At 49.3% G+C, this 22,727-nt stretch carries 24 protein-coding genes; 21 read left to right on the top strand and 3 right to left on the bottom strand.

Going from position 1 to position 22,727, the window contains the following annotated elements:
• The first annotated feature begins 135 nt into the window (after positions 1 to 135).
• Positions 136 to 1,200, top strand: coding sequence for a CapA family protein (locus tag ASG16_RS12395; RefSeq protein ID WP_056491379.1), 1,065 nt, complete (start codon positions 136 to 138; stop codon positions 1,198 to 1,200).
• Here the strand turns inward: ASG16_RS12395 and ASG16_RS12390 are convergent.
• The gene (locus ASG16_RS12390) at positions 1,187 to 1,603 is read right to left on the bottom strand and encodes a GNAT family N-acetyltransferase (RefSeq protein ID WP_056491374.1); all 417 of its coding nucleotides are present in this window, start codon (positions 1,601 to 1,603) and stop codon (positions 1,187 to 1,189) included. The two genes, ASG16_RS12395 and ASG16_RS12390, sit on opposite strands and share 14 nt — an antisense overlap.
• Positions 1,604 to 1,725: 122 nt before the next feature.
• Here ASG16_RS12390 and ASG16_RS12385 point away from each other — a divergent pair, with 122 nt between their 5' ends.
• Complete coding sequence (locus ASG16_RS12385; RefSeq protein WP_056491372.1) at positions 1,726 to 3,108, top strand: aminotransferase-like domain-containing protein; 1,383 nt, start codon at positions 1,726 to 1,728, stop codon at positions 3,106 to 3,108.
• Between the two features lie 61 nt (positions 3,109 to 3,169).
• Entirely contained in the window at positions 3,170 to 3,556 is a 387-nt protein-coding gene (locus tag ASG16_RS12380) for a VOC family protein (RefSeq protein WP_039961596.1), read from the top strand.
• A gap of 517 nt (positions 3,557 to 4,073) precedes the next feature.
• On the opposite strand, the gene ASG16_RS12370 is transcribed toward ASG16_RS12380, so the two are convergent.
• Positions 4,074 to 4,445, bottom strand: a complete 372-nt coding sequence (locus ASG16_RS12370) for a hypothetical protein (protein WP_056491369.1) — start codon at positions 4,443 to 4,445, stop codon at positions 4,074 to 4,076.
• Between the two features lie 117 nt (positions 4,446 to 4,562).
• Here ASG16_RS12370 and ASG16_RS12365 point away from each other — a divergent pair, with 117 nt between their 5' ends.
• From ASG16_RS12365 to ASG16_RS12290, 15 genes are all read left to right on the top strand, one after another.
• Positions 4,563 to 5,240, top strand: a complete 678-nt coding sequence (locus ASG16_RS12365) for a TetR/AcrR family transcriptional regulator (RefSeq protein ID WP_056491367.1) — start codon at positions 4,563 to 4,565, stop codon at positions 5,238 to 5,240.
• Positions 5,233 to 6,177 (top strand): phosphotransferase family protein, encoded by a 945-nt coding sequence (locus tag ASG16_RS12360; RefSeq protein WP_056491366.1) that lies wholly within the window; start codon positions 5,233 to 5,235, stop codon positions 6,175 to 6,177. The genes ASG16_RS12365 and ASG16_RS12360 overlap by 8 nt, the downstream gene beginning before the upstream one ends.
• Before the next feature lie 164 nt (positions 6,178 to 6,341).
• Positions 6,342 to 8,090, top strand: coding sequence for an ABC transporter substrate-binding protein (locus ASG16_RS12355; protein WP_056491365.1), 1,749 nt, complete (start codon positions 6,342 to 6,344; stop codon positions 8,088 to 8,090).
• An 89-nt stretch (positions 8,091 to 8,179) separates the two neighbouring features.
• A complete protein-coding gene (locus ASG16_RS12350; RefSeq protein WP_056491363.1) occupies positions 8,180 to 9,136 on the top strand; it encodes an ABC transporter permease in 957 nt (318 codons plus the stop codon).
• An 11-nt stretch (positions 9,137 to 9,147) separates the two neighbouring features.
• Positions 9,148 to 10,074 (top strand): oligopeptide ABC transporter permease, encoded by a 927-nt coding sequence (gene opp4C, locus ASG16_RS12345; protein ID WP_056491361.1) that lies wholly within the window; start codon positions 9,148 to 9,150, stop codon positions 10,072 to 10,074.
• A gap of 306 nt (positions 10,075 to 10,380) precedes the next feature.
• Positions 10,381 to 11,367, top strand: coding sequence for an ABC transporter ATP-binding protein (locus ASG16_RS12335; RefSeq protein ID WP_056491360.1), 987 nt, complete (start codon positions 10,381 to 10,383; stop codon positions 11,365 to 11,367).
• Positions 11,357 to 12,322, top strand: coding sequence for an ABC transporter ATP-binding protein (locus ASG16_RS12330; RefSeq protein ID WP_304650853.1), 966 nt, complete (start codon positions 11,357 to 11,359; stop codon positions 12,320 to 12,322). Before ASG16_RS12335 ends, ASG16_RS12330 begins: the two co-directional genes overlap by 11 nt.
• A 335-nt stretch (positions 12,323 to 12,657) precedes the next feature.
• A complete protein-coding gene (locus ASG16_RS12325; protein WP_056491357.1) occupies positions 12,658 to 12,852 on the top strand; it encodes a YezD family protein in 195 nt (64 codons plus the stop codon).
• A gap of 36 nt (positions 12,853 to 12,888) precedes the next feature.
• A complete protein-coding gene (locus ASG16_RS12320; protein ID WP_007729617.1) occupies positions 12,889 to 13,170 on the top strand; it encodes a DUF2325 domain-containing protein in 282 nt (93 codons plus the stop codon).
• Positions 13,171 to 13,393: 223 nt separating this feature from the next.
• On the top strand, positions 13,394 to 15,037 hold the full coding sequence (locus tag ASG16_RS12315) for a peptide ABC transporter substrate-binding protein (RefSeq protein WP_056491355.1): 1,644 nt from the start codon (positions 13,394 to 13,396) through the stop codon (positions 15,035 to 15,037).
• A 69-nt stretch (positions 15,038 to 15,106) separates the two neighbouring features.
• Complete coding sequence (locus ASG16_RS12310) at positions 15,107 to 15,997, top strand: serine hydrolase (RefSeq protein WP_056491354.1); 891 nt, start codon at positions 15,107 to 15,109, stop codon at positions 15,995 to 15,997.
• 5 nt (positions 15,998 to 16,002) lie between these two features.
• Entirely contained in the window at positions 16,003 to 17,427 is a 1,425-nt protein-coding gene (locus ASG16_RS12305; RefSeq protein WP_056491353.1) for a serine hydrolase, read from the top strand.
• A 135-nt stretch (positions 17,428 to 17,562) separates the two neighbouring features.
• Positions 17,563 to 18,099: a sensor histidine kinase gene (locus ASG16_RS12300; protein ID WP_241970746.1), complete on the top strand. Its 537-nt coding sequence runs from the start codon at positions 17,563 to 17,565 to the stop codon at positions 18,097 to 18,099.
• A gap of 110 nt (positions 18,100 to 18,209) precedes the next feature.
• Positions 18,210 to 18,929, top strand: coding sequence for a 3'-5' exonuclease (locus ASG16_RS12295; protein ID WP_056491351.1), 720 nt, complete (start codon positions 18,210 to 18,212; stop codon positions 18,927 to 18,929).
• Positions 18,930 to 18,944: 15 nt separating this feature from the next.
• On the top strand, positions 18,945 to 19,808 hold the full coding sequence (locus tag ASG16_RS12290) for a GNAT family N-acetyltransferase (RefSeq protein WP_056491350.1): 864 nt from the start codon (positions 18,945 to 18,947) through the stop codon (positions 19,806 to 19,808).
• A 62-nt stretch (positions 19,809 to 19,870) separates the two neighbouring features.
• On the opposite strand, the gene ASG16_RS12285 is transcribed toward ASG16_RS12290, so the two are convergent.
• On the bottom strand, positions 19,871 to 20,839 hold the full coding sequence (locus ASG16_RS12285; protein ID WP_048034389.1) for an MraY family glycosyltransferase: 969 nt from the start codon (positions 20,837 to 20,839) through the stop codon (positions 19,871 to 19,873).
• Positions 20,840 to 21,025: 186 nt separating this feature from the next.
• Between ASG16_RS12285 and ASG16_RS12280 the strand changes: the two genes are divergently transcribed.
• The 3 genes from ASG16_RS12280 to ASG16_RS12270 all read left to right on the top strand — a co-directional run bounded on the left by ASG16_RS12280 (position 21,026) and on the right by ASG16_RS12270 (position 22,644).
• Positions 21,026 to 21,418, top strand: coding sequence for a hypothetical protein (locus tag ASG16_RS12280; protein ID WP_048034388.1), 393 nt, complete (start codon positions 21,026 to 21,028; stop codon positions 21,416 to 21,418).
• 91 nt (positions 21,419 to 21,509) lie between these two features.
• The gene (locus tag ASG16_RS12275; protein ID WP_056491349.1) at positions 21,510 to 22,022 is read left to right on the top strand and encodes a GNAT family N-acetyltransferase; all 513 of its coding nucleotides are present in this window, start codon (positions 21,510 to 21,512) and stop codon (positions 22,020 to 22,022) included.
• An 85-nt stretch (positions 22,023 to 22,107) separates the two neighbouring features.
• The gene (locus ASG16_RS12270) at positions 22,108 to 22,644 is read left to right on the top strand and encodes a GNAT family N-acetyltransferase (protein ID WP_056491348.1); all 537 of its coding nucleotides are present in this window, start codon (positions 22,108 to 22,110) and stop codon (positions 22,642 to 22,644) included.
• The last annotated feature ends 83 nt before the right edge of the window (positions 22,645 to 22,727 follow it).

Below are 22,727 nucleotides of genomic sequence, written 5' to 3'. Positions count from 1 at the left end.
GCCCTAAACCGCCATCTTTTGCGTGCCCGTCACTTTTCGGCGAGAAATTTCCATGGAAGCCAGACATGCTTCAACAGGCTTCACATCCCACGCCTTCTAGAATGAAAGCAAAAAAGAGGGATGGGCGATAGAGGCATGAAGATTGGACGATGGAAGCACGCCGTAATTGTGGTGGCTGTTGCGATGCTCTGTGTTGCGATGGGAACGGAATCTGTCGCCGTCCAGGCGAGCAGCGAAGGGGATTTGCCGGAACAGGATTCCATCCAGGTAGCGTTTGTCGGGGATATAATTTTGGATAAGAGCGTCGGGAATCAGATCGGGCGGTACGGCGTAGATTATCCGTTTCAAAAAACAGCGGATTTTCTCAAGCAGGCAGACTTGATGATTGGCAATCTGGAGACACCAGTCAGTACGCGGGGACGTCCAGAGAAAAAGGAATATACCTATCGTGCGAAGCCAGAGTCGTTGCAGGGGCTCGTAAATGCGGGCTTTGACGTGGTCAACCTGGCGAATAATCATTCGCTGGATTACGGAATGGACGCGCTCTATGACACGATGGAGCACCTGAAAAAGGCGAAAATTGGTTACGTGGGGGCCGGGAAAAACGAAGGAGAAGCATTTGCACCCTACATCCAAACGATCAAGGGGAAACGCGTGGCAGTCATCGGGATCAGCCGTGTCCTTCCGAATGAGCGTTGGTATGCACGAAAAAACAAGCCAGGTCTAGCCCATGCCTACTCTTATGAGCCGATGCTGTCCTATGTAAAAAAGGCAGTGGCGGAGTCAGACATTACGATTGCGGTCATGCACTGGAATCGGGAATATAAGGACTACCCAGAAGAATATGCGCGTGAGATGGCGAAAAAGCTGATCGACAGCGGGGTGGATGCCATTGTCGGGTCGCACAGCCATTCGATCATGGGTGTCGAGTTTTATAAAAAGGCGCCGATCTACTACAGCGTAGGGAATTTTGTGTTTACTACCTCGCGCAATCCCAAAGGTCGCGAAGCCATGATGGTTCACCTGACTTTTACAAAAGACGGGAGCAAGAGCCGTGTGATCCCGGTGAAGCTCACGAACGGTCAGCCTGCTCCGATGGACGAGAAAAACAAAAAGAGGATCATCGACAAGCTCAACCGCATTTCCTATGGGGCGAGCATATCCGAAAAAGGGGAGGTAAGCGAGTCTAAGCCTCAATAACGGGTCGCCGCATCATTTCTCTTCGTGTGAAACCATACTGTTCGTATAAGCCGTGAGCATCCCGAGTAGCGAGTATCATGCTCGTATGACGGATGTCTGGATGCTCCACCATCACTTCCATGAGCCATTTGCTCAATCCCTTGCCTCGATGCCCTGGATCGACGAAGACATCACACACCCAGGAAATTGTCGCGTAATCACTCACGACCCGGACGAACCCAGCCTGTCCATCCTCACTATACAAGCCAAAGCAGAGTGAATTTTCGATACTTTTGATGATCATTTCCTTGGTGCGTTCAGACGCCCAGTACGTTGTCGACAGCCAATCGCTGATGGGCTCGATATCGAGTAATGCTTTCTCATCACTGATTTTGTAAGGCAGTGTCGCGTGTCTTGCTTCCATCTGTATCCCTCCGGATTTGTATTTACTCCATTGCTTACGATTCACTATACTCAAGGGACTAGGGCGCATAAAGGAGAGAAAGGTGAATCTGTACCCACACAGATGACGGGGGAGTGAATGGGATGAAGAATAAATACGAAGTGGTGAAAGACAGCATCAAAGAACAGCTTCGCAACCATACAATCAAGCCAGGGGAAAAGCTGCCGTCGATTCGTACTGCATCCGAGCGTTGGTCGTGCAGTTTGAATACCGCGATACGGGCGTATCAAGAGCTGGAGAAGGAGCACTTGATTTATTCCATACCCAAAAGCGGTTATTACGCGGTCCTTCGCCCACTTCAAAATGCGAGTTTTCCAGAGGAGCGAATCGACTTTACCGCAGCCAGCCCCGACTCAGAAGTCATGCCATTCAAAGATTTCCAGCATTGTCTAAACCGCGCGATTGAATTGTATGAGGACCAGTTGTTCTCCTATTCGGACCCCCAGGGCTTTTTCTCCTTGCGACGGGCATTGGAGAGCCATCTCGCCCAATCACAAGTGTTTGCATCCCCTTCGCAAATTTGCGTCGTTTCGGGAGCTCAGCAAGCGCTGCATCTGCTCGCCTCCATGCCGTTTCCAAATGGAAAGAGTGTAGTACTGGTCGAGCAGCCCACCTTTCACGGCATGCTGCGTTCACTCGAGCTGTTGGGAGTTACCGTTCTGGGCATCCAGCGAACTGCGGCAGGCATCGATATGGATGAGCTGGAGCGGCATTTCCGCAACAACCAAATCAAGTTTTTTTACACGGTTCCCCGGTTTCACAATCCGTTGGGGACAAGCTATACAACAGAACAAAAGAAACAAATCGCCAAGCTGGCTCAGCGCTACGATGTATACATCGTCGAGGATGACTTTCTGGCGGACATGGAAACGAGTCTGAAGGCAGACCCGATCTACAGCTACGATCAATCAGGTCGAGTCCTGTACGTCAAAAGCTTTTCTAAGATCATGCTGCCCGGACTTCGATTGGCGACAGTCGTTCTGCCCCCTTCCGTGATGGAAACGTTCCGGTTGTTTAAAGCATCGTGCGATTCCAGTACGGCCGTCTTGTCTCAGGCGGCTTTGGAGCTCTATTTGAATTGCGGGATGTACGACCATCATGCTGCTCTTGTGCGGGAACGTTATCGCTTGCGCATGGAGACACTGGCAGAGTGCTGTCGGCGTTATCTTCCACCACAGCTTCACGCGCAAATCGGAACAGGCGGGATTTTTTCGAGAGTGCTGCTTCCCGATGAACTGGACGCCCATGATATCATCGCCGCGCTACACCAGCAAAACGTGCGGCTTATGTCTACGAATCAGAGCTATTTACCTACCTTCCCGCGTGAAAACGGGTTGCGGATTAGTATTATCCAAACAGATGCTGATAAGATAGAGAGAGGGATCGCCCTGTTAGCAGAGACGGCTACTGGACTTTTGCAGAAGCAAAGAAAAGAGGGGCAGTGGCGGATCATTGATTGGATCTAGTGGTTATGCATATTTGAGGAATGGGCAGAATGAAGACGTATGTCATCACGAAAAGGAGTGATTGTCAGTGCAAGCTATCACTACGTTTTTCATGTTCCACGGACAAGCGGAAGAAGCGATGAAGTTTTACACTTCTATTTTTGATCGCTCAGAAATCAAGCAGGTCATGCATCACGAGAATGGACAAGTCCTGCACGCTACCTTTACATTAAAAGACCAGACCTTCATGTGTATCGATAATACAAACGGTGACTATCATGCCTTTACTCCGGCGATTTCGTTGTTTGTGGACTGCGATACAGAGGAAGAGGTCGACCGGGTTTTTGGACAGCTTTCCTCGGATGGACAAGTACTCATGCCACTTGGACAATATCCGTTCAGTGAAAAGTTCGGATGGGTTCAAGATCGTTACGGATTATCATGGCAAATTAATTTACCGAAAAGATGATTGAGGCAGAAAAGCTGGTATACCTTTTGGTACCAGCTTTTTTTATTCTAATAAACGCTGCTGTAGTGGAGGGAAAAAGCGAATTTCCAGTCTACGCTTCGGCCTACGCCCCGCAAGGGGTATCACTGTCCGCTTCGGAAAAAATGGCGGGAGCGCTTCAAACGCAGAAGTTTCGAGGAGGTCATTCATAAGTGAAGCTGAAATTCCCCGCCATTTTTTCCGAAGCTGGGGCGGGCTCCAGAGGCGCTTGGACTGGAAATTCGCTTCTTCCTACGTAGCTTTAATTAATTCGTTGAAAGTGGTTCTAAGATGATTTTTTCTAACTGAATGGACCTTTCTGAAGCTTTCCTGCGTTAACTTGCAAAACGTTTTAAACCCACGAAAGAATCCACATCTGTCCGGAAGCACTGTCACATGTTTGGAAGGAGACCGCCCGAACGTAGAGAGGATACAGGCGACTGGAAAACATGTGGCAGGGCTTCTCCCGACCACAACCGATGGAATAAAGTTTTTTTGTCTACATCGTCATCAACTGACGAAAACTACGACGATAGCTCCACAACAAATACACTTCCAAAATCGCGACAATCAGTCCTATAGCAAGCATATCGGGATCGACAAACAGGTGGAACGTCAAGATGTTGACAGCAAGCGGAGCAGTGGCAGTTAGGGCCAGTGGGACGAAGCGGTTGGTCAGGAACAGCAATCCACAGATGATTTCGACGGTTTTGACCAGAACCAGCAAATACCCTTGCAAAAGCTCCATGGCAGCAGGACTGGTTGGAAAGATAGGTTTGAATCCAAACAGGACAATGTAACCATTCACACCTGCTCCAAGCAAAATCAATCCAAGGATGATACGGGCGAATACGGGTAAAGTCCGTGTCATCAGGCATCACTTCCTTGTGCTGGAATATGGATGATGAAGTCTTCGAGGAAAGTATAACTCTGCTTTGACCACCTGGTCAATGTGCGATATGATAGGAAAAAGAAGAACGGATAGAAGGTGACGGACATAAAAGGAATCTGGCAAGACGAAACGCTGGAGCCGAACAAGCGAAAGCTGTTGGATGCGGCCCTTATTGAATTTTCCGCGAAAGGCTACGAACGAGGCTCCACCAATCAAATCGTCCAAAACGCAGGTGTATCAAAGGGGATGCTGTTCCACTTTTTCGGGAATAAAAAGGGTCTGTTTTTGGCGATTGTCGATGCTTGTATCGAGCGTTTTTTTGCCTCTATACAGGCGCGAATGGAAACGGCGCCGCAAGACTTTTTTGAACGATTTCTCCATGTCCATCAAGCAAAAATGGCCCTTTTTGCCGAGGAACCAGCTATTTATCAAATGGCAGTTGCGACCTTTTTCGATTATCCCGAGGAATGTCGGGCTGAGATCGAAGACAGAGAGGCCCAGTTCCATGCGCGATATCTTCCCTTATTTCTAGATCAAGTCGATACGTCATTGATCAAAGCGCAGTTCGATCCACAGAAGGCGCTGCATTTTTTGCTGTCGGCTGTAGAGGCATTGACGCAAAAGTACGTCCGCGAAAACTACGAAGCCAGCGATAAAGGCTTTGCACATGTCCAATCCTTTTTTGCGGAATTAGAATCGTTCATGGACATGATGAAGGTAGGGCTGTACAAACAATCAGACAGTGGAGCACAAAGGGGAAAAAATAATGGATAAGAAATGGACGCGCCTGGTACAAAACATGAATCCGTCAGCCAAGCTCCTTCGTGCATGGGAGCTAAAAGGCGGGATTTCTGCACAGGTCACCGCACTAGAAATGGAGACCCCTGACGGAATGAAGAAAAAAGTAGTCGTCCGCGAGCACGGTCAGGCTGACCTCAAGCGAAATCCGCAGATCGCATCGGATGAATTCAAACTTTTGCAAATACTGAAGTCCGCTGGCTTGCCTACTCCAACGCCCTATCATCTCGAAGTATCCAGCGATCTGTTTCCCACGCCGTGCCTTGTCATCGAATTCATAGAAGGACAGACAGTCACTGCTCCAGCCGACTTGTCCAGCTTTTTACAGCAAGTAGCTACGGTGCTGACTCGCATCCATTCGGTAGACGCTTCTGGGCTGGCGCAAACTTATTTGCCGAAACAAGAAGAAGCGATAACGGAAAAGCTCCACAAAAGACCTGCGATTCTGGACAAATCATTGGATGAGGGATTCATTCGTGAAGTGCTGGAGTCCGTTTGGCCGCTGCCCCAAGCGAATGCAGTATCCCTTTTGCATGGCGATTTCTGGCCGGGAAATACGATGTGGAAGGAAGAAAAACTGGCTGCTGTCATCGATTGGGAGGACGCTGCCATCGGCGACCCCTTGTCTGATCTCGGCAATGCCAGACTGGAGATTTTGTGGGCATTTGGAGTGGAGGCCATGCATGTTTTTACCCTTCACTATCAATCTGCCAGTAAGGCACTCGATTATACCCAGCTTCCGTACTGGGATTTGTGTGCGGCACTACGACCAGCTTCGAGCCTATCTGATTGGGGATTGGAAAAAAGGGTAGAGGAAACCATGCGTGAGCGACATTCTCTATTCGTGATGCAGGCGTGTGAAAAACTAGGCATCCCGTATAAAAGACATGCCACTTATGAAAGCCTCGAATAATCGGGGCTTTTTTTGTTTGGAAAAAACTGTTGACCGATCTGGTATAGATACCTATAATCTAATTCATAGTAAACAGGTAAGAATTATAAGTTATTGTCTTTTGATCCGACCGGACCACCGGAGGAGCGGTTTCACTGAGTGAGTGGATATGAAGGAGGATCATCATGAAAAAAAGGCTTTCGCAAATCATTTCAACTTTGCTGCTAGGGACGCTACTGGTCACAGGGTGCAGCTCCGAAGGCAGTGCGCCGGCTACCTCGACACAAACGGCGACTCCGTCGAACGAAGCATCAGCACCTGTTGCTAGCAAGGTGCAAGACATAAAGGACGGCATCAATTTGGCTACGGATTTATCCAAGCTGCCGGAAGCAGCCGCCAAAAGGACCGATACATTCATTGCGGGGCTGACGGAGCCAGGCGGCGTGTTTAACCCGTTTTTTTACCACAACGGCTATGATGGCAACGTCTCCTCCGCGATCTTCGAATCACTGGTGGATGTTGATGCGACAGGGAAGCCAGTACCCAAGCTCGCGGAAAAATGGGACGTATCTCCTGACCAGCTCACGTATACATTCCACCTGAGACCGAATCTGAAATTCAGTGATGGGTCACCGCTGACGGCAGAGGATGTAGCCTTTACACTGACGATTCTGCACGACAAAACGTACGATGGCGAGACGGACATTTTTGTAGCAAGTATCAAAGGCGGTCGTGAATACAAGGAAGGCAAAGCGAACACGATCGAAGGAATCAAGGTGATTGATCCACAGACAATCCAGATTACGACGGAGAAAGTGAACGCCAAATCTCTCGTCCTGTTAGGCGGGCAGGTACTTTCCAAAGCATACTACGGCAAGGAGTACAAACCAGGCAATCTGGAGTATCTCCGCACCTTGCATGGCAAGCCATTGGGAGCTGGACCTTACAAATTCGAGGCGTACATTCCTGGTCAAGAAGTCCGCTATCTCGCAAACGAGCACTATTACGCGGGCAAGCCGCAAGTCGAGCACTTTATTTACAAGACGACAGAGGGAGACGCTTTGCAGTTTATCCAGACAGGGGAAATGGATTACAACTCCTTTACCGTCAACTCGGATAATATCGAGCAGTTGCAAGAGCTGGGATATGTCAATATCAATCTGTACACATCCAGTGCCTATTCGTACATCAAGTTCAATCATTCCAAGCCATTTTTCAAAGACAAGCGCGTCCGCCAAGCCTTCATCTACGGACTGGATCGCCAAAAGATTCTGGACTTGACCTACCAAGGATACGCGCAAGTCGCCAATGTACCGATCAGTCCTGTTTCGTGGGCCTATACGGAGGATGTCAATCCGTACGCCTACAATCCGGAAAAGGCGAAGCAGCTCCTGGATGAAGCGGGTTGGAAGCCGGGCGCGGACGGCATCCGCGAAAAAGACGGACAAAAGCTGATCGTGCATTACTACACGACAAAAGGAAAACTGGGAGAGGTTCTGATCCCGATTGCCAAAGAAAACTACAAAGAGCTGGGCATCCAGTTTGAAGCAGAAATGATGGACTACAACGCCGTTTTGGCACGGACGGAAAAAGGCGATCATGACCTCGCTTCGTTCTCGACCACGATGCTGATCGATCCAGATGACGGTGTAGACGCCTTCTCCACGAAAAAGGGCAAGAGCGGATTTACCGGAACGAATGGTTACTCCAATGCCAAAGTAGACGAATTGCTGGAAGCAGGTCTATCTACGCTGGACATCGAGAAGCGCAAAGCGATCTACAAAGACCTGTACAAAGAGCTGAGCGATGACCCACCGTACATCTTCCTCGGCTACCGCAAAATTTTGTCTGCGCACAACGGCAAGATCAAGGGCTTGGAGCCGAATCCGTTCACGGGCATTTCGACCAGCCTGCCTGGTATCAAAATTGAGTAACAAGCTCGAGTAACTGACTACTCATGAATGTTGTGCCCGGCCCTGGGGCTGGGCTTTCTTTTTTTCTCAAGCATGAAAGGAGGCCAACGATGACGTCCTACTTCCTGAAAAGGGTTTTTTACATGGCGTTGACGCTCTTCGGCGCATCCATTTTGATTTTTTTCCTGTATGCCCTAACACCCGGTGATTTCGTCGATACGAGTCCCAAGCTGACAGCCGAACGAAAGCTGGAGCTAAAAGCGATGTACGGGCTGGATAAGCCTGTCGTCGAACGGTATTTCATCTGGATGAAAAACGCCCTCCAAGGCGATTTTGGTTATTCCCTGCAATACCAACAGCCGGTGATGTCTCTGTTGAACGATTACATCTGGAATTCGTTTTTGCTCGCGATTACCTCCACCTTTTTTACGTGGCTGATCGCGATCTCTATCGGAGTTCTCTCTGCTGCAAGGCAACATTCCTGGTTCGATGCGCTCGTGACGATCGGTGTTTTTGCTGCGATGTCGCTGCCTGTCTTTTTCGTTGGACTACTGTTTATCAAATTGTTTGCCGTTGATGCCAAGCTGTTTCCCGCAGGGGGCATGATGACGATCGGCAGCAAGGAAACGGGGCTCGCCTATGCGTGGGACGTGGTTCAGCACATGTTTTTGCCTGTGACAGTGCTGACTTTGCTGAGTGTGGGGACACTGACTCGCTATTTCCGCACGAACATGCTGGAGGTCATTCAACAAGACTTCGTGCGCACGGCCCGGGCAAAAGGACTAAAGGAAAAAGTCGTCCTGCACAAGCACGCGCTGCGCAACGCACTCCTGCCCGCCATTACACTACTAGGCTTTGAGCTGCCGGCATTGTTCGGTGGGGCGATCATCACGGAAAAAATTTTTAACTGGCCCGGTGTCGGACAGTTGTACATGCAGGCGTTTTCTGTACGGGACTACCCGCTCTTGATGGGCTTTACGATGTTCCTGGCGATTCTCACCGTCATCGGAAACTTATCTGCTGATTTGCTGTACAGAGTGGCTGACCCGCGTGTTCGGTTGAAATAGGAGGGAAAACGATGGCATCAACGGTAAGGGAAGTAGCGGAGGTGACGAGACCGGAGCAGGTAGCGTTGCGTTCTTCCTTGTGGCACGAGGCGTTTTTGCGACTGAAAAGGAAACGTCTGGCCATGGTTGGACTTGTGTTTTTACTCGTCATGGCAGTGGTATGTTTCATCGGTCCGTTTTTTTCTCCGTACGCATCCGGCAAAATTAATACGGCCATGATCAACAAGCCGCCAAGCTTCTCCCATTGGCTCGGGACGGACAGCTTGGGCAGAGACATTTTGACGCGGTTGATGCAGGCGGGCCGAATCTCATTGACAGTCGGCATCGCTTCCATGGTGCTCTCTGTATCCATTGGTGCCCTTCTCGGTGCACTGGCTGGCTTTTACCGCGGGTGGGTCGATCAAGTGATCATGCGCGTAGCAGATGTGCTCATGACCATTCCTGGTCTGCCGCTCTTGTTTATTATGGGCGCAGTCCTCTCCGAGTGGAAAATCCCGACCGACTACCGCATTTACATCGTTATGGTCATGCTGAGTCTGATCGGCTGGCCCGGCTTGGCGCGAATGGTCCGCAGCCAGATGCTCACCCTTCGTGAAAGTGAATTCATGCAAGCAGCAGAAGTACTCGGTCTGCGCGACAGACGCAAGCTATTCTTCCATTTACTGCCCAATCTGACACCACTCTTGATAGTCGTTGCCACCTTGAACGTCGGTGGTGCGATTCTAAGTGAATCGGTCTTATCGTACTTCGGCCTCGGAGTCGTCCCGCCAACGCCGACATGGGGCAATATGATGGATGCAGCGAACACGTTGATCGATTTTCAGAAAAGACCGTGGCTGTGGGTTCCTCCGGGGATTGCTATTTTTGCTACCGTGATCTCAATTAATTTGTTGGGAGATGGACTGCGGGATGCTTTGGACCCGAAGCAGAAGCGTTAAGGGGTGTTCTTGAATGATTTATAACTTCTTGAACCTTCTTTCAAGATAAAACTGAAGCAGCGCAGGGAGAAGTGATTTCCAGTCCAAGCGCCTCTGGAGCCCGCCCCAGCGTAGGAAAAAATGGCGGGGAATTTCAGCTTCACTTATGGACTACTTCCCCTTAACTTCTACGTTTGAAGCGCTCCCGCCATTTTTTCCGTAGCGGACAGTGATCCCCCTTGCGGGGCGTAGGCCGAAGCGTAGACTGGAAATCACTTCTCCCCTCCCACTACAGCTACTTTTATAAAAAAGGCAGGTGAGCCAAGCATGAATGCTCTAGTCGACATCAAAAATGTAAGTACCTACTTCAAGTCCGAACAAGGCGTGGTCAAAGCAGTCGATGCCCTCGATCTGCGCGTCAATGAAGGAGAGACCGTATGCATCGTAGGCGAGTCAGGCTGCGGCAAAAGCGCGGCAGCCATGTCATTGATGGGACTAATCCCAGAGGCAATAGGCAGTATCGTTTCGGGTGAGATATGGTTTGCAGGTCGTGATCTGAGAAAAGTCAGCAAAGAAGAAATGCGCAAGCTCCGCGGCAATGAGCTGGCAATGATTTTTCAGGAGCCGATGTCGTCACTCAATCCTGTATTGACCATCGGTGAGCAGATCATGGAGCCTATCATGGAGCACCAGGGCACAAGCAAAAAAGCAGCTCAAGCGCGAGCTGTTGAGCTGATCGAGCTAGTCGGAATCCCGCGGGCAAAAGAAATCGCCAAATCGTACCCCCATGAATTGAGTGGGGGCATGCTGCAACGCATTATGATTGCCATCGCAATATCCTGCAATCCCCGCCTGCTGATCGCTGATGAGCCGACGACAGCTTTGGATGTGACCATTCAGGCGCAAATTCTCGATCTGCTGCGCAAAATCAAGGAGGAAGCCCAAACTGCGATTCTTTTTATCACACATGATCTGGGTGTCGTTGCAGAAATGGCCGATCATGTCGTCGTGATGTACGCAGGAAAAGTGGTAGAGGTGTCTCCTGTCGTCGAGCTATTCGAGGAGCCGAAGCACCCGTACACACAAGGCTTGCTTCGCTCCAAGCCTGTGTTGAACCAACGCAGAGCCAAGCTGTATTCCATCCCTGGTCAAGTACCGAATCCGACGACACTCGGCGATTCCTGCTATTTTCTTGACCGCTGTGACCAGTGCTTGGACATTTGCCGGGTGAAGCAGCCACCTTTGCGAGATGGGGGAGACGGCAGAAAGGTCGCGTGCTGGCTGTATGAGGAGGAGATCGCCCGTGGACAATAATTTGCTGGAAGTGCGCCGATTGAAAAAATATTACCCGATTACCGGCGGGCTTTTAGGCAGGACGATCGGCCATGTAAAAGCGGTGGATGACGTCAGCTTTTCCATTCAAAAAGGGGAGACGTTCGGGCTGGTCGGTGAATCCGGCAGCGGGAAAAGCACGACAGGTCGCACTATCCTGCGCCTATTGGAAAAGACAGAGGGAGAAGTCCGCTTTCAGGGTATCGATGTGCACGCCTTGAATCGCCAAGAGCTCCGAGCTTTGCGCCCGCGGATGCAATATATTTTTCAAGACCCGTACAGCTCGCTGAATCCACGGGTCCGAATCGGTGAGGCACTGGGGGAAGCACTGCTTGATCACGGGTTGCTCCCACAAGCAGAGGTCAGAGAAAGAGTTTTAGAGGTCATGGCTTTATGTGGATTGGCGCCGTATCATGTCGATCGGTATCCGCATGAGTTCTCGGGAGGTCAGCGCCAACGGATCGGTATCGCACGGGCCATTATGTTGAACCCTGATTTTATCGTCGCGGATGAGCCAGTATCTGCTCTGGATGTGTCGATCCAAGCCCAAATCATCAATTTGTTTGCAGATCTTCAGGAGCAAAAGAAGCTGACGTACTTATTTATTTCGCATGATTTGAGCGTCGTCGAGCATCTGTGCTCGAGGATCGGCGTCATGTATTTGGGGTCATTGCTGGAACTCGCACCTCGGGATGAATTGTTTTTGGAGCCGCTCCACCCGTATACCAAAGCATTGCTCTCCTCTGTGCCGCTTCCGATCCCGAAGAAAAAGCGCGAACGCATCGTCCTGCAAGGAGACATGCCAAGTCCTGCAAATCCTCCGGCAGGGTGCAAATTCCACACGCGCTGCCCGTATGTGAAAGACATTTGCCGACAGGAAGTGCCTGCTTTTCGCGAGGTTAGCGCCGACAGATTTGTCGCCTGTCACTTAGTGTAAACGGAATCAATGGGGGAACGAAGAACTGAACGGGGCATTGACCGATAGCAGGAGCATATGGTAATATTTTCATATCATAGTAAATGCATCGGTTTTTAAATAATTAGCTGATCGGTCTACCGAAAGCTCCCGCGAGGACAAAGACAACCAAGCTGTCTAGTTGCGCAGGGAGCTTTCCGTCAATCGAAAAAAAATGAGGTGAGAAAAGCCTCTTGCTGCCCAAACTGTTTGACATTGACGGTTATGGGGATCAAGAGGTATTATCAGATCATAAAACAAAGTAAATAGGTAGGAATAATGTATATTGATTTTGACGAAACAGGAGGGTGCTTCCCATGGCAAAAAATGGGATTCCCCTAGACGATCTCTTATTAGAGAAAATCGCGCGCGCACTGGATGGTCTGGAATACGGCTCCATACATATTGTGGTTCACGATTCACAGATCGTTCAAATTGAGCGAACGGAAAAATACAGAATCCCGGCGGAAAAGCCTGAGGCAAAGATTTCGCAAGTGCGCACCGGAAAATAGAAGAAAAGGCGTGGAAAAAAGAGAGGAGGAAGGACTATGGCAGGCGTTCTTGTGGTAGGAGGAGATCGAGTAGCAGAAATCGAGAGCTTGTTGCAGAACAAAGGATTCCAGAATGTCTATCACGTATCAGGTCGCAAAAAATCCGATGTGAAGGCGACGATTCCTTCTGATACGGAGCTTGTTCTTGTCTTTATTAACTTTGTGAGTCACAGCTTGAGTAAAAATATAAAGAAGCTGGCGAAGCAAAAGCACGTCCCGATCGTTTTTTGCCGACGGTCATGTGATGCCGTAGCCATGTATGAACCAGCCATAAGCTAGAGAGGACTGCCCCCATATGCGCGAATGAATAGAAGTATTCAAGGATGAATACTTCTTTTTTGCGTGACAGAGACTACTGGTAGAAACTTGTTGGACCGACTCGGGTAAAAGTATTCAGCAGGGAATAAAATCAACAAAAGAACAACCGAAAACACGAATGGTATAAAATTTGCAGAATATTTATTCAATAATCGGTTATCCGACTCAAACAGGGGGGTACAGCATGAAAAGACCAGTTGTCATGACAAGTCTCTTCGTTTTGCTTACGGGACTATTTGCAGGCTGTAGCAGCGGCAATACGCCGACTCAAACCGCACCAGACAACCAGCAGCAACCAGCGCCAGCACAGCAGGCAACTGTGCAGCCTGCGACAGAGCAGACGTTGCACATGAATGCCGCGGAGCCTGAAACACTTGATTCAGGCATGTCCAACGATGTGATTTCCGGTGCCTTTATCCGTTCGCTGTACGACGGGCTTGTTCGATTGGACAAGGATGGCAAGCCAGTCAATTCCGTTGCATCCGACATTCAAGTATCGGAGGACAAAAAGGTGTACACCTTTACATTGCGCGACAGCAAATGGAGCAATGGCGACCCGGTTAAGGCCCAAGACTTCGCCTTCGGCTGGATGCGCGTGCTCAATCCGAAGACAGCCAGCGGCTCCGCCTACAAGTACTATCCGATCAAAAATGCCCGTGCTTTTTTCGAAGGGAAGGCGAAAGCGGAGGATGTCGGCATCAAGGTCGTCAATGACAAGACGCTACAAGTCACCTTGGAAAACCCTACCCCTTACTTCCTGACACTTGCGACCTTCTACTATCCGGTCAACCAAAAGGTGGTGGAGTCCAATCCCGATTGGGCGAAAAAGCCCGAGTCCATCGTAACCAATGGACCGTTCAAGCTGGTGAATTGGGAGCATAAAAACAAGATTGAGCTGGCCAAAAACGAGCACTATTGGGACAAAGACGTCGTGAAGTTTAACGAAATCGAGTTTTCCATGATTGAAGATACCAATACCGAGCTGGAACTGTTCAATAGCGGCGAGCTGGATTGGGCTGGCGGCCCGATTAGCGGACTGCCTGCGGATGCCATTGGACCGTTGCGCGAAGAAGGCAAGCTGCAAACCATGCAACGTGCCACCAACTACTATCTCTTGTTCCAGACACAGAAGCCACCATTTACGAATAGCAAAATCCGCAAAGCGTTTGCCTACGCGATCAACCGAAGTGACATCGCAGAAAACATCGGTCAGGCCGGACAGACGCCCTTGATGGGCTTCGTTCCACTTTCCGCCTCCCTGAAGCCAGAAGGATATTTCAAGGATAACGATGTGGAGACGGCGAAACAGTTATTGGCAGAAGGAATGAAGGAGATGGGCATCACCAAGCTGCCCGAAATCACCTATCTTTACAATACCTCCGATCTCAACAAGAAGATTGCCGAAGCGTTGCAGGCTCAATGGAAGCAATCACTCGGTGTGGATGTCAAGCTGATCAACAAAGAATTGAAGGTCATGTTTGACGATCAGGAGCAAGGGAAGTATATGATTTCCCGAACAGGCTGGACGGGAGATTACAACGACTCCGTCAACTTCCTGGAGCTGATGATGGAGAAGTACAGCTCCAATAACTCTACCTTCTGGTTTAGCGAGAAGTACGTAGAGCTGGTGAAAAAGGCGTACGCCGAGCCAGATGAGGCTAAACGCAATCAGTATCTGGTCGAAGCGGAGAGCATCCTGATGGAAGAAATGCCTGTCACAGGTGTGTACTCCAGCGTCAATTCATGGGTACAAAATGAAAAGGTAAAAGGCATCACAGTCGATCCGTTGGGCTACATCGACTTCAAGTGGGGATACAAAGAACAATAGCGCTGAAAAGAAATGGCCGACACAAAATCCATGTGTGGGCCGTTTCGCGAGCGATGGGGAGGAATATTCATGACATGGCAGCAAGTAGTAGAAAACGTGCTGAAGGAAGCACCCGGTATTTTTGGAATCGCAGCTATGCATCTGGAAACAGGAGAGACAGCAGGGCATCTGGATGAAGAGTTGTTTCAACTGGCGAGTGCATTCAAAATTCCGATCATGGTCACCTTGATGCGCGAGGTGGAAGCAGGACGAATCCGCCTCGACCAGCGCGTGACATTAAAATGGGAGGATCGCGTGCCGGGGTCAGGCATTTTGCAAGAGCTGGATGCCGGAGCGGCCTTAACGGTCAAAGACTTGGCGACACTGATGACGATTGTGAGCGATAACTATGCGACGGACCAAATCATCGAGCTGATCGGTGGCATCGACAAGGTGAATGAGCACATGCATGAGCTGGGGCTTTCGCAGATTCATTTGCGGCATAATTGCTGGGAGCTCCTCAACCACTGTGTAGGTATGAATGAGCCTACCCCTTCACAGGCAGGGTTCGATGAGTTCATGCGACGGGAAGAGTCAGGCAATTACGAATTGATCCACGATGTATCAATGCCTACCCGTGAGAATAACGTAGCGACACCAGCAGAGCTAAACCGCCTGCTTATCATGATTGCACGAAAAGAAATTCTCACGGAAGCCTCCTGCGAGCTGATGCTGGACATCATGCGACGTCAGCATTACAACAGCCGTCTGCCGTACTTGTTGCCAGAAGGTACAAAGGTCGCGCATAAGACAGGGACCGTCAATGCTGTCGTCAATGATGCTGGTATCATTTATTTGCCCGAAGGAAAAGGGATGATTGCGATCACGGCACTATCACGTGGTGTGACTGACAAAGAAGCCGCAGAGCTTACCATCGCCCGTGTTGCAAAAGCGATTTATGAGCAAGCGATGGGGAGTTGATGAAAATGACGGCATGGAAGGAACAGTTCCAAAGGTATGCACAGCAACTGCTGGACGAGGCAAAGGCTCCGGGCGCCGCTATTGCTGTTGCACGTGACGGTGAGCTTTTGTACGAGGGAACGTTCGGTTTTCGTGACAGAGAACAGCAACTGCCACTTTCCCTCGACACCGTTTTTGGCATCGCATCCATCACCAAATCGTTTACCTGCGTTGCGATTATGCAGTTGCAAGAGGCAGGCAAGCTGTCTGTCCACGACCCGGTCGTAAAATATTTGCCAGAGTTTCGGGCGGGCGACCACGAGCTGACAGCGCGCATGACGATTCATCACTTCATGACACATACGCCTGGAATAGCGCCTATGCCTTACTTAGACGGTGCAATGAGGCGGAGTATGGAAAATGATCCTGCTGTCATTGGAACCAAGGCGGAGGAAGAACTGAAGACAGTGCCTTACCTGCATACGTACGAAGAAGTCATGGAAGCCATTGCTGGATTCGAAGGGGAGCCGCTCTCAGAGCCAGGGGGTGCCTTTAGCTACAATAACGATGCGTACGGGCTTTTGGGGGCGATCATTGAACGGGTCAGCAACCAGACGTATGAAAACTACGTTGCGACGCATATTTTGCAGCCACTGGGTATGGATAGAACCGTTTTTTTCGTGGATGAACTGGCTGACAAGGATGACGTCACTATTTTGTATACTAACAAAAAAATCGATGACGAAAACCAAATCATTGCAGCACCCATCTGGCACGATGCCCCGGCGATGCGAGCAGCCGGTTTCCTCAAATCGACTGTGAATGATTTACTCGCTTATTTGGAAGTCTTTCGCTTGGGGGCAACGGGAAACCCGACATCGATTCTGTCTGCCGATAGCGTCTGGCAGATGCTCACTCCCTTTGCTCGTGTGGACGGACACCGCTCCTACGGCTATGGTCTGATGGTCTCGTCTGCCTTTCCGGATGGCTCGCTGGTAGAGCATGGCGGATCGCTGAAGGGAATCAGCTCGCACATTTTTTCGGTTCCGGATCAAGGGATTACGGGTGTGATTTTGGTCAATCTCGATGGAGTGAGCGTCCGAGAGTTGGTCATCGGCTTTTTGAACAGTTATTTTGCAAGACCGGCTGGAGCTCCGGTCTATGCTTATGATCCATACGAGGTCACAGATGAGCAGTTGTCACTGTACGAGGGTCGCTACTCTTCGCAGGAATGGGTAAGCGCATCGATAGCCAAAAACGAAGGCAAGCTATTCCTGGAGGTGGATGGACTCTCGTATCCACTGATACCAGTACAAAAAGACAGCTTCGTTTTCCAAAAAAGAGATTCCATCCCTTGGATTGAGTTTTTCCGGGATGAAGACGGGCAAATAGCGAGGATGAGCTACGGATTGCGTCAGTTGACGAGGGAATCCACAAACTCGCCAAGCTAAAAGGGCGACAAGGGTAGGAATCCTGAGGGTTCTTATCCTTATTTTTCTTCCCCAAATAGGATGGATTGGGCAGCGGCGAAAGACAGATGGCTATCGTCGTTGCTCTTGTCGATGGAAGATGTCTTGGAAGGGCATATGACGGACATGCTTTCGTTTGGCGGACCGATTTGCGAAAAACGATTGCACGATGGTCGCAGCCGAGGCTGGGAGATGTTTGAACAGTACATTCAAATTTGCCAGCACGAGATGCAGTCCTTGAATAATCTGGTGACGAGCTTTTTGATCCTTGCCCGCCAAAACGAAACGGGGAACAGTCAAAATGAAATCGTCGAGCTTCGTCCCTTGATGGAGCGTGTGTACGAGCTTTCGAAGCATTACGTGATGGAGAAAGATGCGCGGTTGTCCTTTTCTTATGCAGAACCGCATGTTCAGGTGTGGGCGATTCCTTCCTATGTGGAGCAAATTTGCCTGCATCTGATTAAGAATGCAATAGATGCGGTAGCCCATAATGGATCAGTCACGATTTATACGGAGACATCTCCGCAGCGATCATTTGTAAGCGTAACGATTGAGGATAATGGGTGTGGGATTTCCGAGCAACGCCAAAAGCACTTATTCGAACCTTTTTATATAACGAAGGTAGAAATCCTGTTTGCAATCCCTCCAGGATAGGAGTTAGTAAAAAAGTGGTTGCCAATCAGGCAGCCGCTTTTGTCTTTGTTTTGCTTTCTATGCCCAATCCAAGCCATAATAGAGACAATACATACAGGATGTGATTACGCTTGCAGATCATTGTTTTTGACCTTGAAACGACACTGACTTATCAGAGAGACAAGATCCCGGAAATTATTGAGATCGGAGCGGCAAAAGTCGTACCCGGAAAAAATGGCGTGGAGGTCGACACATTTCAGCGCTACACCTTTCCAGCGATTGAACGTAGGATCACGGAGAGAACGCGCAAATTCATCGGTCTCGATAAAGAGAACATGCCAACCTTTATTCCGTTTCGCCGGGCATTCGCAGAATTTATGAAGTGGATTGGCAGCGATCCTGAATACTACCTGTGCACATGGGGGCAAGACGACAAGCGGCTGATGATCGAGCATTGTGCGCGGTTTGGTTTGGACTTCAACTGGATGCGCAATTACAACGACATCCAGCCGCCAATTAGCATGCTTTTGGCTAATCGCAAACAGATGAGTCTGAAAGAAGCGATCGACACGGCAGGAATCATCCAGGAGGGCAGGCTGCACTCCGCCTTGGTCGATGCCATCCACACAGCTCATTTGCTCATCAAATACAACAAGACGGTACACCTGAAAGAAAATACGCCAGAAGAGAACTACAATTTGTCGAGCTCGTTGTACATTACATGCCGATCCTGCAAAAAAAGCAAATACTACACGGCTTTCGGGCGAAAAAGCAGAAGATGCGAGGCTTGCTTGCAGCATCGCAAAAAGTTGGAAAAAGCCGCAGAAGCAGCAACCGTTCAACAGAGCTAACGGGAGAGAACAGAGATGATACGACAAGCACAATCAACTGACAAAGAGACAGTCGTGACGATGATTGGCGAAGGCATGCTTTGGAGGACCGATGAGATTGTTGATATCGTGGAAAAAGCTACGGTTTACATCTGGGAGGAAGGTGATCAAATCATCGGATGTGGCACTTATGATTTGAACTCCTCTGGAGAAGAAGGGACAGCAGAAATATACGTCTATATACGGCCAGACCATCGAAAGCGAGGAGTCGGCTCCCGGCTGTTCGATAAGCTTTGGCTGGAACTGCAACAGCACGAGGAGAAGCCGACGGCAGTCATGGCTACCTATCGGGTAGACCACGGGCAGGGTGCTGATTTTTTTGCCAAGAGAGGCTTTGTTTCTATCTGGGGCCATCATCTGATGAAATACACAGGAGAGATCGGGCCTGCGCCGACACTCGACGTTCGCAAATTCACCGAACCCGATATGGATATGTATATCCAATCGCAGAGTGACGCTTACTATGAGGTGCGCAAAGGCATCGACCTTCAGCCATACCGTTTGGCGGATTATCCTGAGAAAACGATGAACGCATGGAAGAAATGGCTCCTGAACGATATGAGAGAGGACATTTATTTGTTCGAGCATGAGGGAGTATTCGTAGGGTCCCTGATCATCACAGGACATGGCGAGGTTTACGATGTGTTCGTAGATCCCGTGCATCAAGGCAAAGGCTACGGCAAAGAGCTTGTCCGCTTTTTTGTGAACCAGACGCTGGAAAAGGGCTTGCAGCCGTATCTCGTCACAGGTACTCACAATGAACCTGCGATTGCATTGTACGAACGGACAGGCTTCCAGACGTTTCAGACGACCACGACAGCGAAAAGAGACTTTGCGTAATCCGCTCAAAAAAATGCCGCAGGGATTAGACCCGAGCGGCATTTTTCATTGTGATCGATAATCTATACTCCGAGCAGGAGCAGGATAATGGACGTCAGACTAAAGCAAACACTGATCAAGCACAGGAAGGTGACGACCTGTTTTGGATTGAGTCCAGAACGCAGCAGGCGATAATGAACCTGGCTGGCATCTGCTTGGTAGATCGGCTTTCCTTGCAGGAAGCGTTTGGTCACCACAAACAGATTATCAAAAATCGGCACACCGAGTGCTAAAATCGGAATGAACAAGGAGAGAACGGTTGCTTGCTTAAAGGCACCATCCAACGCGATGACCGCCAAGATAAAGCCGAGGAAGGTCGCGCCTGCATCTCCCATGAAAATTTTGGCCGGCGGCTTGTTGTACCGCAGATAAGCCAAGGCAACGCCGATCAGACTGATCGCCATAATCGCAGATGTGCTTTGTCCTTTAACCAAAGCGACTACGAAGAGCGTGCCTGCGGAGATTGCAGAAAGCCCTCCAGCCAAACCGTCCATGCCATCCGAAAAATTGATGACCGTCGTTACTCCGAAAATCCACAGGATGGTCAGGATGAACTGCAACCATTCCGGGAGCAATATGTATTCGCCACTCAAAGGATTGTAAAAGCCGGAAAAAGTAATACCCGACAAGTAGACAATCACGGCGGCCGATACTTGGACGATCAGTTTGGGCAGGGCGGAAAAATCCTTGCCTTGCGTCTTGTACCAGTCATCAATGGTACCAATAATAAGCAGCAGTAGTGAGCCTGACAGAACAGCGATCGTTTGCCCGGTCGATTCTTTCGAGAAGAGCAGAAACGATGCAGCAAAGCCGACGAAAATAGCATAGCTGGCTGTCAATGGGATAGGCTCCCGGTGAATTTTTCTTTCCACGTCTTTACGTGGCTTGTCCACAAAATCAAGGCGAAATGCCAATTTAGCCAGAGGCGGAATCAGCACCATAACGATACAAAACGACAGTAAAAACGAAAGAGCGTACGTTATCGTGACCATCTCCTACAGGTAGTGAGCTTTCTATATGCAAAGATACTCGCATACCGTGTTGTTTGACAAGTCTATTATAGGAAGGATTCCAAATTTTGTCGACTCTTGTAATCACGCGAGGGTGAGGTACCAAAAAAAGTTGGTACTTATCTCCAACAGAACGGATCCCTATAATCCTTCGTAGGAGGGATCCAGATGGAATACTTGTCATTATGGTTTATCGTAGGGATCATCTTTTCTATAACACTCGCGGCGAAACAGATCAAGCCTTGGCTGAAATTCGTTATATTCGGTTACTATCTCGTGCTATCCTACCTATTTATCTCTCGTAAAGAACAGATATATAGTGAATATCATCGGGTTCCCGTGCCGGAGCAGTTCTGGGAAACCAACTCGGATTGGGTGGGGTTCATGCTGGGCTTTTATTTTGTCCCGTTTCTTCTCATCCTGCTGTTCATCTACTTTTGGCTGTTTCGAAATGCCAACAGTGTGAAGAAACGGTTTTTTATTGCTCTTACCATTGTGCCCGCAGCGATTATTTATTTATGCTTGCTGTTTGTTTTCAGTATGTACGGATATCGACCTTGATAAGACGATGTTAGATTATCTTACATGATTTTGATTTCTCCGTTATAGTGTAAGAAGGGAAAAAATCTTCTTCAAATACGGAGGGGCTCTTATGAAGTCAGCGCTTTGTTATCGGGAAGGAATCGAGTTTTCAGAGGAAGAACTGCGTCAACTGTCCCAATTGCTGATCGATGTCGTGGAGGATGGGGCTTCCCTTGGCTTTTTACCGCCGATGAAGCTGGAAGAAGCACGCACCTATTGGACTTCGGTGCCCCATAAACATGTGAAAATTTGGGTAGCAGTACAGGAAGATATCATCGTCGGAACCATCCAGCTCCATCTGGTGAGTCGGCCAAATGGATTGCATCGAGCAGAGATCGCCAAGCTGATGGTTCATCCCAGAGCGCAGCGTCAAGGAATTGGTCGTGGACTGATGCTGCTGGCGGAGGCAAGGGCCCTTGCTGATAACCGAAGCCTCCTCGTTTTGGATACACGAGCGGGCGATCCGTCCAACCAGTTGTATCAGTCGATGGGCTATCAAGAAGCAGGGCGCATTCCGGGGTTTGCCCGATCGGCTGATGGCAGCCTGCATGATACCGTCCTTTACTTTAAAACAATGGAATAGTCGAAAAAGCTACAAGCGGACGGTTAACAGGCGTCCGTTTTTCTGTTTAAATAGTATGAAAAGTTTCCGATGCGAGGAGGTTCTTATGAAGGTATCCAAACTGAAGTCTGGTCAAAATGTCATCATCCGATTAGCGGAGTTGACTGATGCTGAAGCCTTAGTTGCGTTCATACATCAGGTATCAGGAGAGACGGACAATTTGTCATTTGGCCCACAAGAATGGACAGTAACCCCTGAGGAGGAAAAAGAAAACATCAAAAGATTTCAAGAAGCTCCTAATCAACTGTGTTTGATTGCAGAGGTGGACGGGAGAATTGTGGGGAACCTGACTTTTCGAGGGGGTATCCGATCGCGGACGCAGCATGTAGGTGAATTTGGGATTAGTGTCTTGAAAGAGTTCTGGGGGTCAGGGGTTGGAAGACTTCTACTGGAATCCCTGCTGGAATGGGCCAAGCAATCAAAGGTGATACGAAAAATCAACCTGAAAGTCCGTTCAGACAACGATGCTGCTATTTATTTGTACAAAAAGCTAGGCTTCAAGGAAATGGGTACGTTGACGAGAGAATTTTTGATTGAGGATACATTCTACGATTGTCTTTGCATGGGCATCGAAATAGACTGAGGAACAGACCGTCAGGATTTTGACCTGACGGATTTTTTGATGAATAAAATACTGATTATTCAAACAGATAGAAAGGGGCCATC

The organism is Brevibacillus sp. Leaf182 (assembly GCF_001423865.2).
GTDB classification, from domain to species: Bacteria; Bacillota; Bacilli; order Brevibacillales; family Brevibacillaceae; genus Brevibacillus; species Brevibacillus brevis_C.
Note: the sequence above shows the minus strand (reverse complement) of the source record. Positions and strands in the feature narration are given on the sequence as shown.

What these genes read in the sequence shown, in the direction of transcription:
- ASG16_RS12395 (WP_056491379.1), top strand. Translation starts at nt 136, where the DNA reads ATGAAGATTGGACGATGGAAGCACGCCGTAATTGTGGTGGCTGTTGCG.
- ASG16_RS12390 (WP_056491374.1), bottom strand. Translation starts at nt 1,603, where the DNA reads ATGGAAGCAAGACACGCGACACTGCCTTACAAAATCAGTGATGAGAAA.
- ASG16_RS12385 (WP_056491372.1), top strand. Translation starts at nt 1,726, where the DNA reads ATGAAGAATAAATACGAAGTGGTGAAAGACAGCATCAAAGAACAGCTT.
- ASG16_RS12370 (WP_056491369.1), bottom strand. Translation starts at nt 4,445, where the DNA reads ATGACACGGACTTTACCCGTATTCGCCCGTATCATCCTTGGATTGATT.
- ASG16_RS12360 (WP_056491366.1), top strand. Translation starts at nt 5,233, where the DNA reads ATGGATAAGAAATGGACGCGCCTGGTACAAAACATGAATCCGTCAGCC.
- ASG16_RS12355 (WP_056491365.1), top strand. Translation starts at nt 6,342, where the DNA reads ATGAAAAAAAGGCTTTCGCAAATCATTTCAACTTTGCTGCTAGGGACG.
- ASG16_RS12350 (WP_056491363.1), top strand. Translation starts at nt 8,180, where the DNA reads ATGACGTCCTACTTCCTGAAAAGGGTTTTTTACATGGCGTTGACGCTC.
- opp4C (WP_056491361.1), top strand. Translation starts at nt 9,148, where the DNA reads ATGGCATCAACGGTAAGGGAAGTAGCGGAGGTGACGAGACCGGAGCAG.
- ASG16_RS12335 (WP_056491360.1), top strand. Translation starts at nt 10,381, where the DNA reads ATGAATGCTCTAGTCGACATCAAAAATGTAAGTACCTACTTCAAGTCC.
- ASG16_RS12325 (WP_056491357.1), top strand. Translation starts at nt 12,658, where the DNA reads ATGGCAAAAAATGGGATTCCCCTAGACGATCTCTTATTAGAGAAAATC.
- ASG16_RS12320 (WP_007729617.1), top strand. Translation starts at nt 12,889, where the DNA reads ATGGCAGGCGTTCTTGTGGTAGGAGGAGATCGAGTAGCAGAAATCGAG.
- ASG16_RS12315 (WP_056491355.1), top strand. Translation starts at nt 13,394, where the DNA reads ATGAAAAGACCAGTTGTCATGACAAGTCTCTTCGTTTTGCTTACGGGA.
- ASG16_RS12310 (WP_056491354.1), top strand. Translation starts at nt 15,107, where the DNA reads ATGACATGGCAGCAAGTAGTAGAAAACGTGCTGAAGGAAGCACCCGGT.
- ASG16_RS12305 (WP_056491353.1), top strand. Translation starts at nt 16,003, where the DNA reads ATGACGGCATGGAAGGAACAGTTCCAAAGGTATGCACAGCAACTGCTG.
- ASG16_RS12300 (WP_241970746.1), top strand. Translation starts at nt 17,563, where the DNA reads ATGACGGACATGCTTTCGTTTGGCGGACCGATTTGCGAAAAACGATTG.
- ASG16_RS12290 (WP_056491350.1), top strand. Translation starts at nt 18,945, where the DNA reads ATGATACGACAAGCACAATCAACTGACAAAGAGACAGTCGTGACGATG.
- ASG16_RS12285 (WP_048034389.1), bottom strand. Translation starts at nt 20,839, where the DNA reads ATGGTCACGATAACGTACGCTCTTTCGTTTTTACTGTCGTTTTGTATC.
- ASG16_RS12280 (WP_048034388.1), top strand. Translation starts at nt 21,026, where the DNA reads ATGGAATACTTGTCATTATGGTTTATCGTAGGGATCATCTTTTCTATA.
- ASG16_RS12275 (WP_056491349.1), top strand. Translation starts at nt 21,510, where the DNA reads ATGAAGTCAGCGCTTTGTTATCGGGAAGGAATCGAGTTTTCAGAGGAA.
- ASG16_RS12270 (WP_056491348.1), top strand. Translation starts at nt 22,108, where the DNA reads ATGAAGGTATCCAAACTGAAGTCTGGTCAAAATGTCATCATCCGATTA.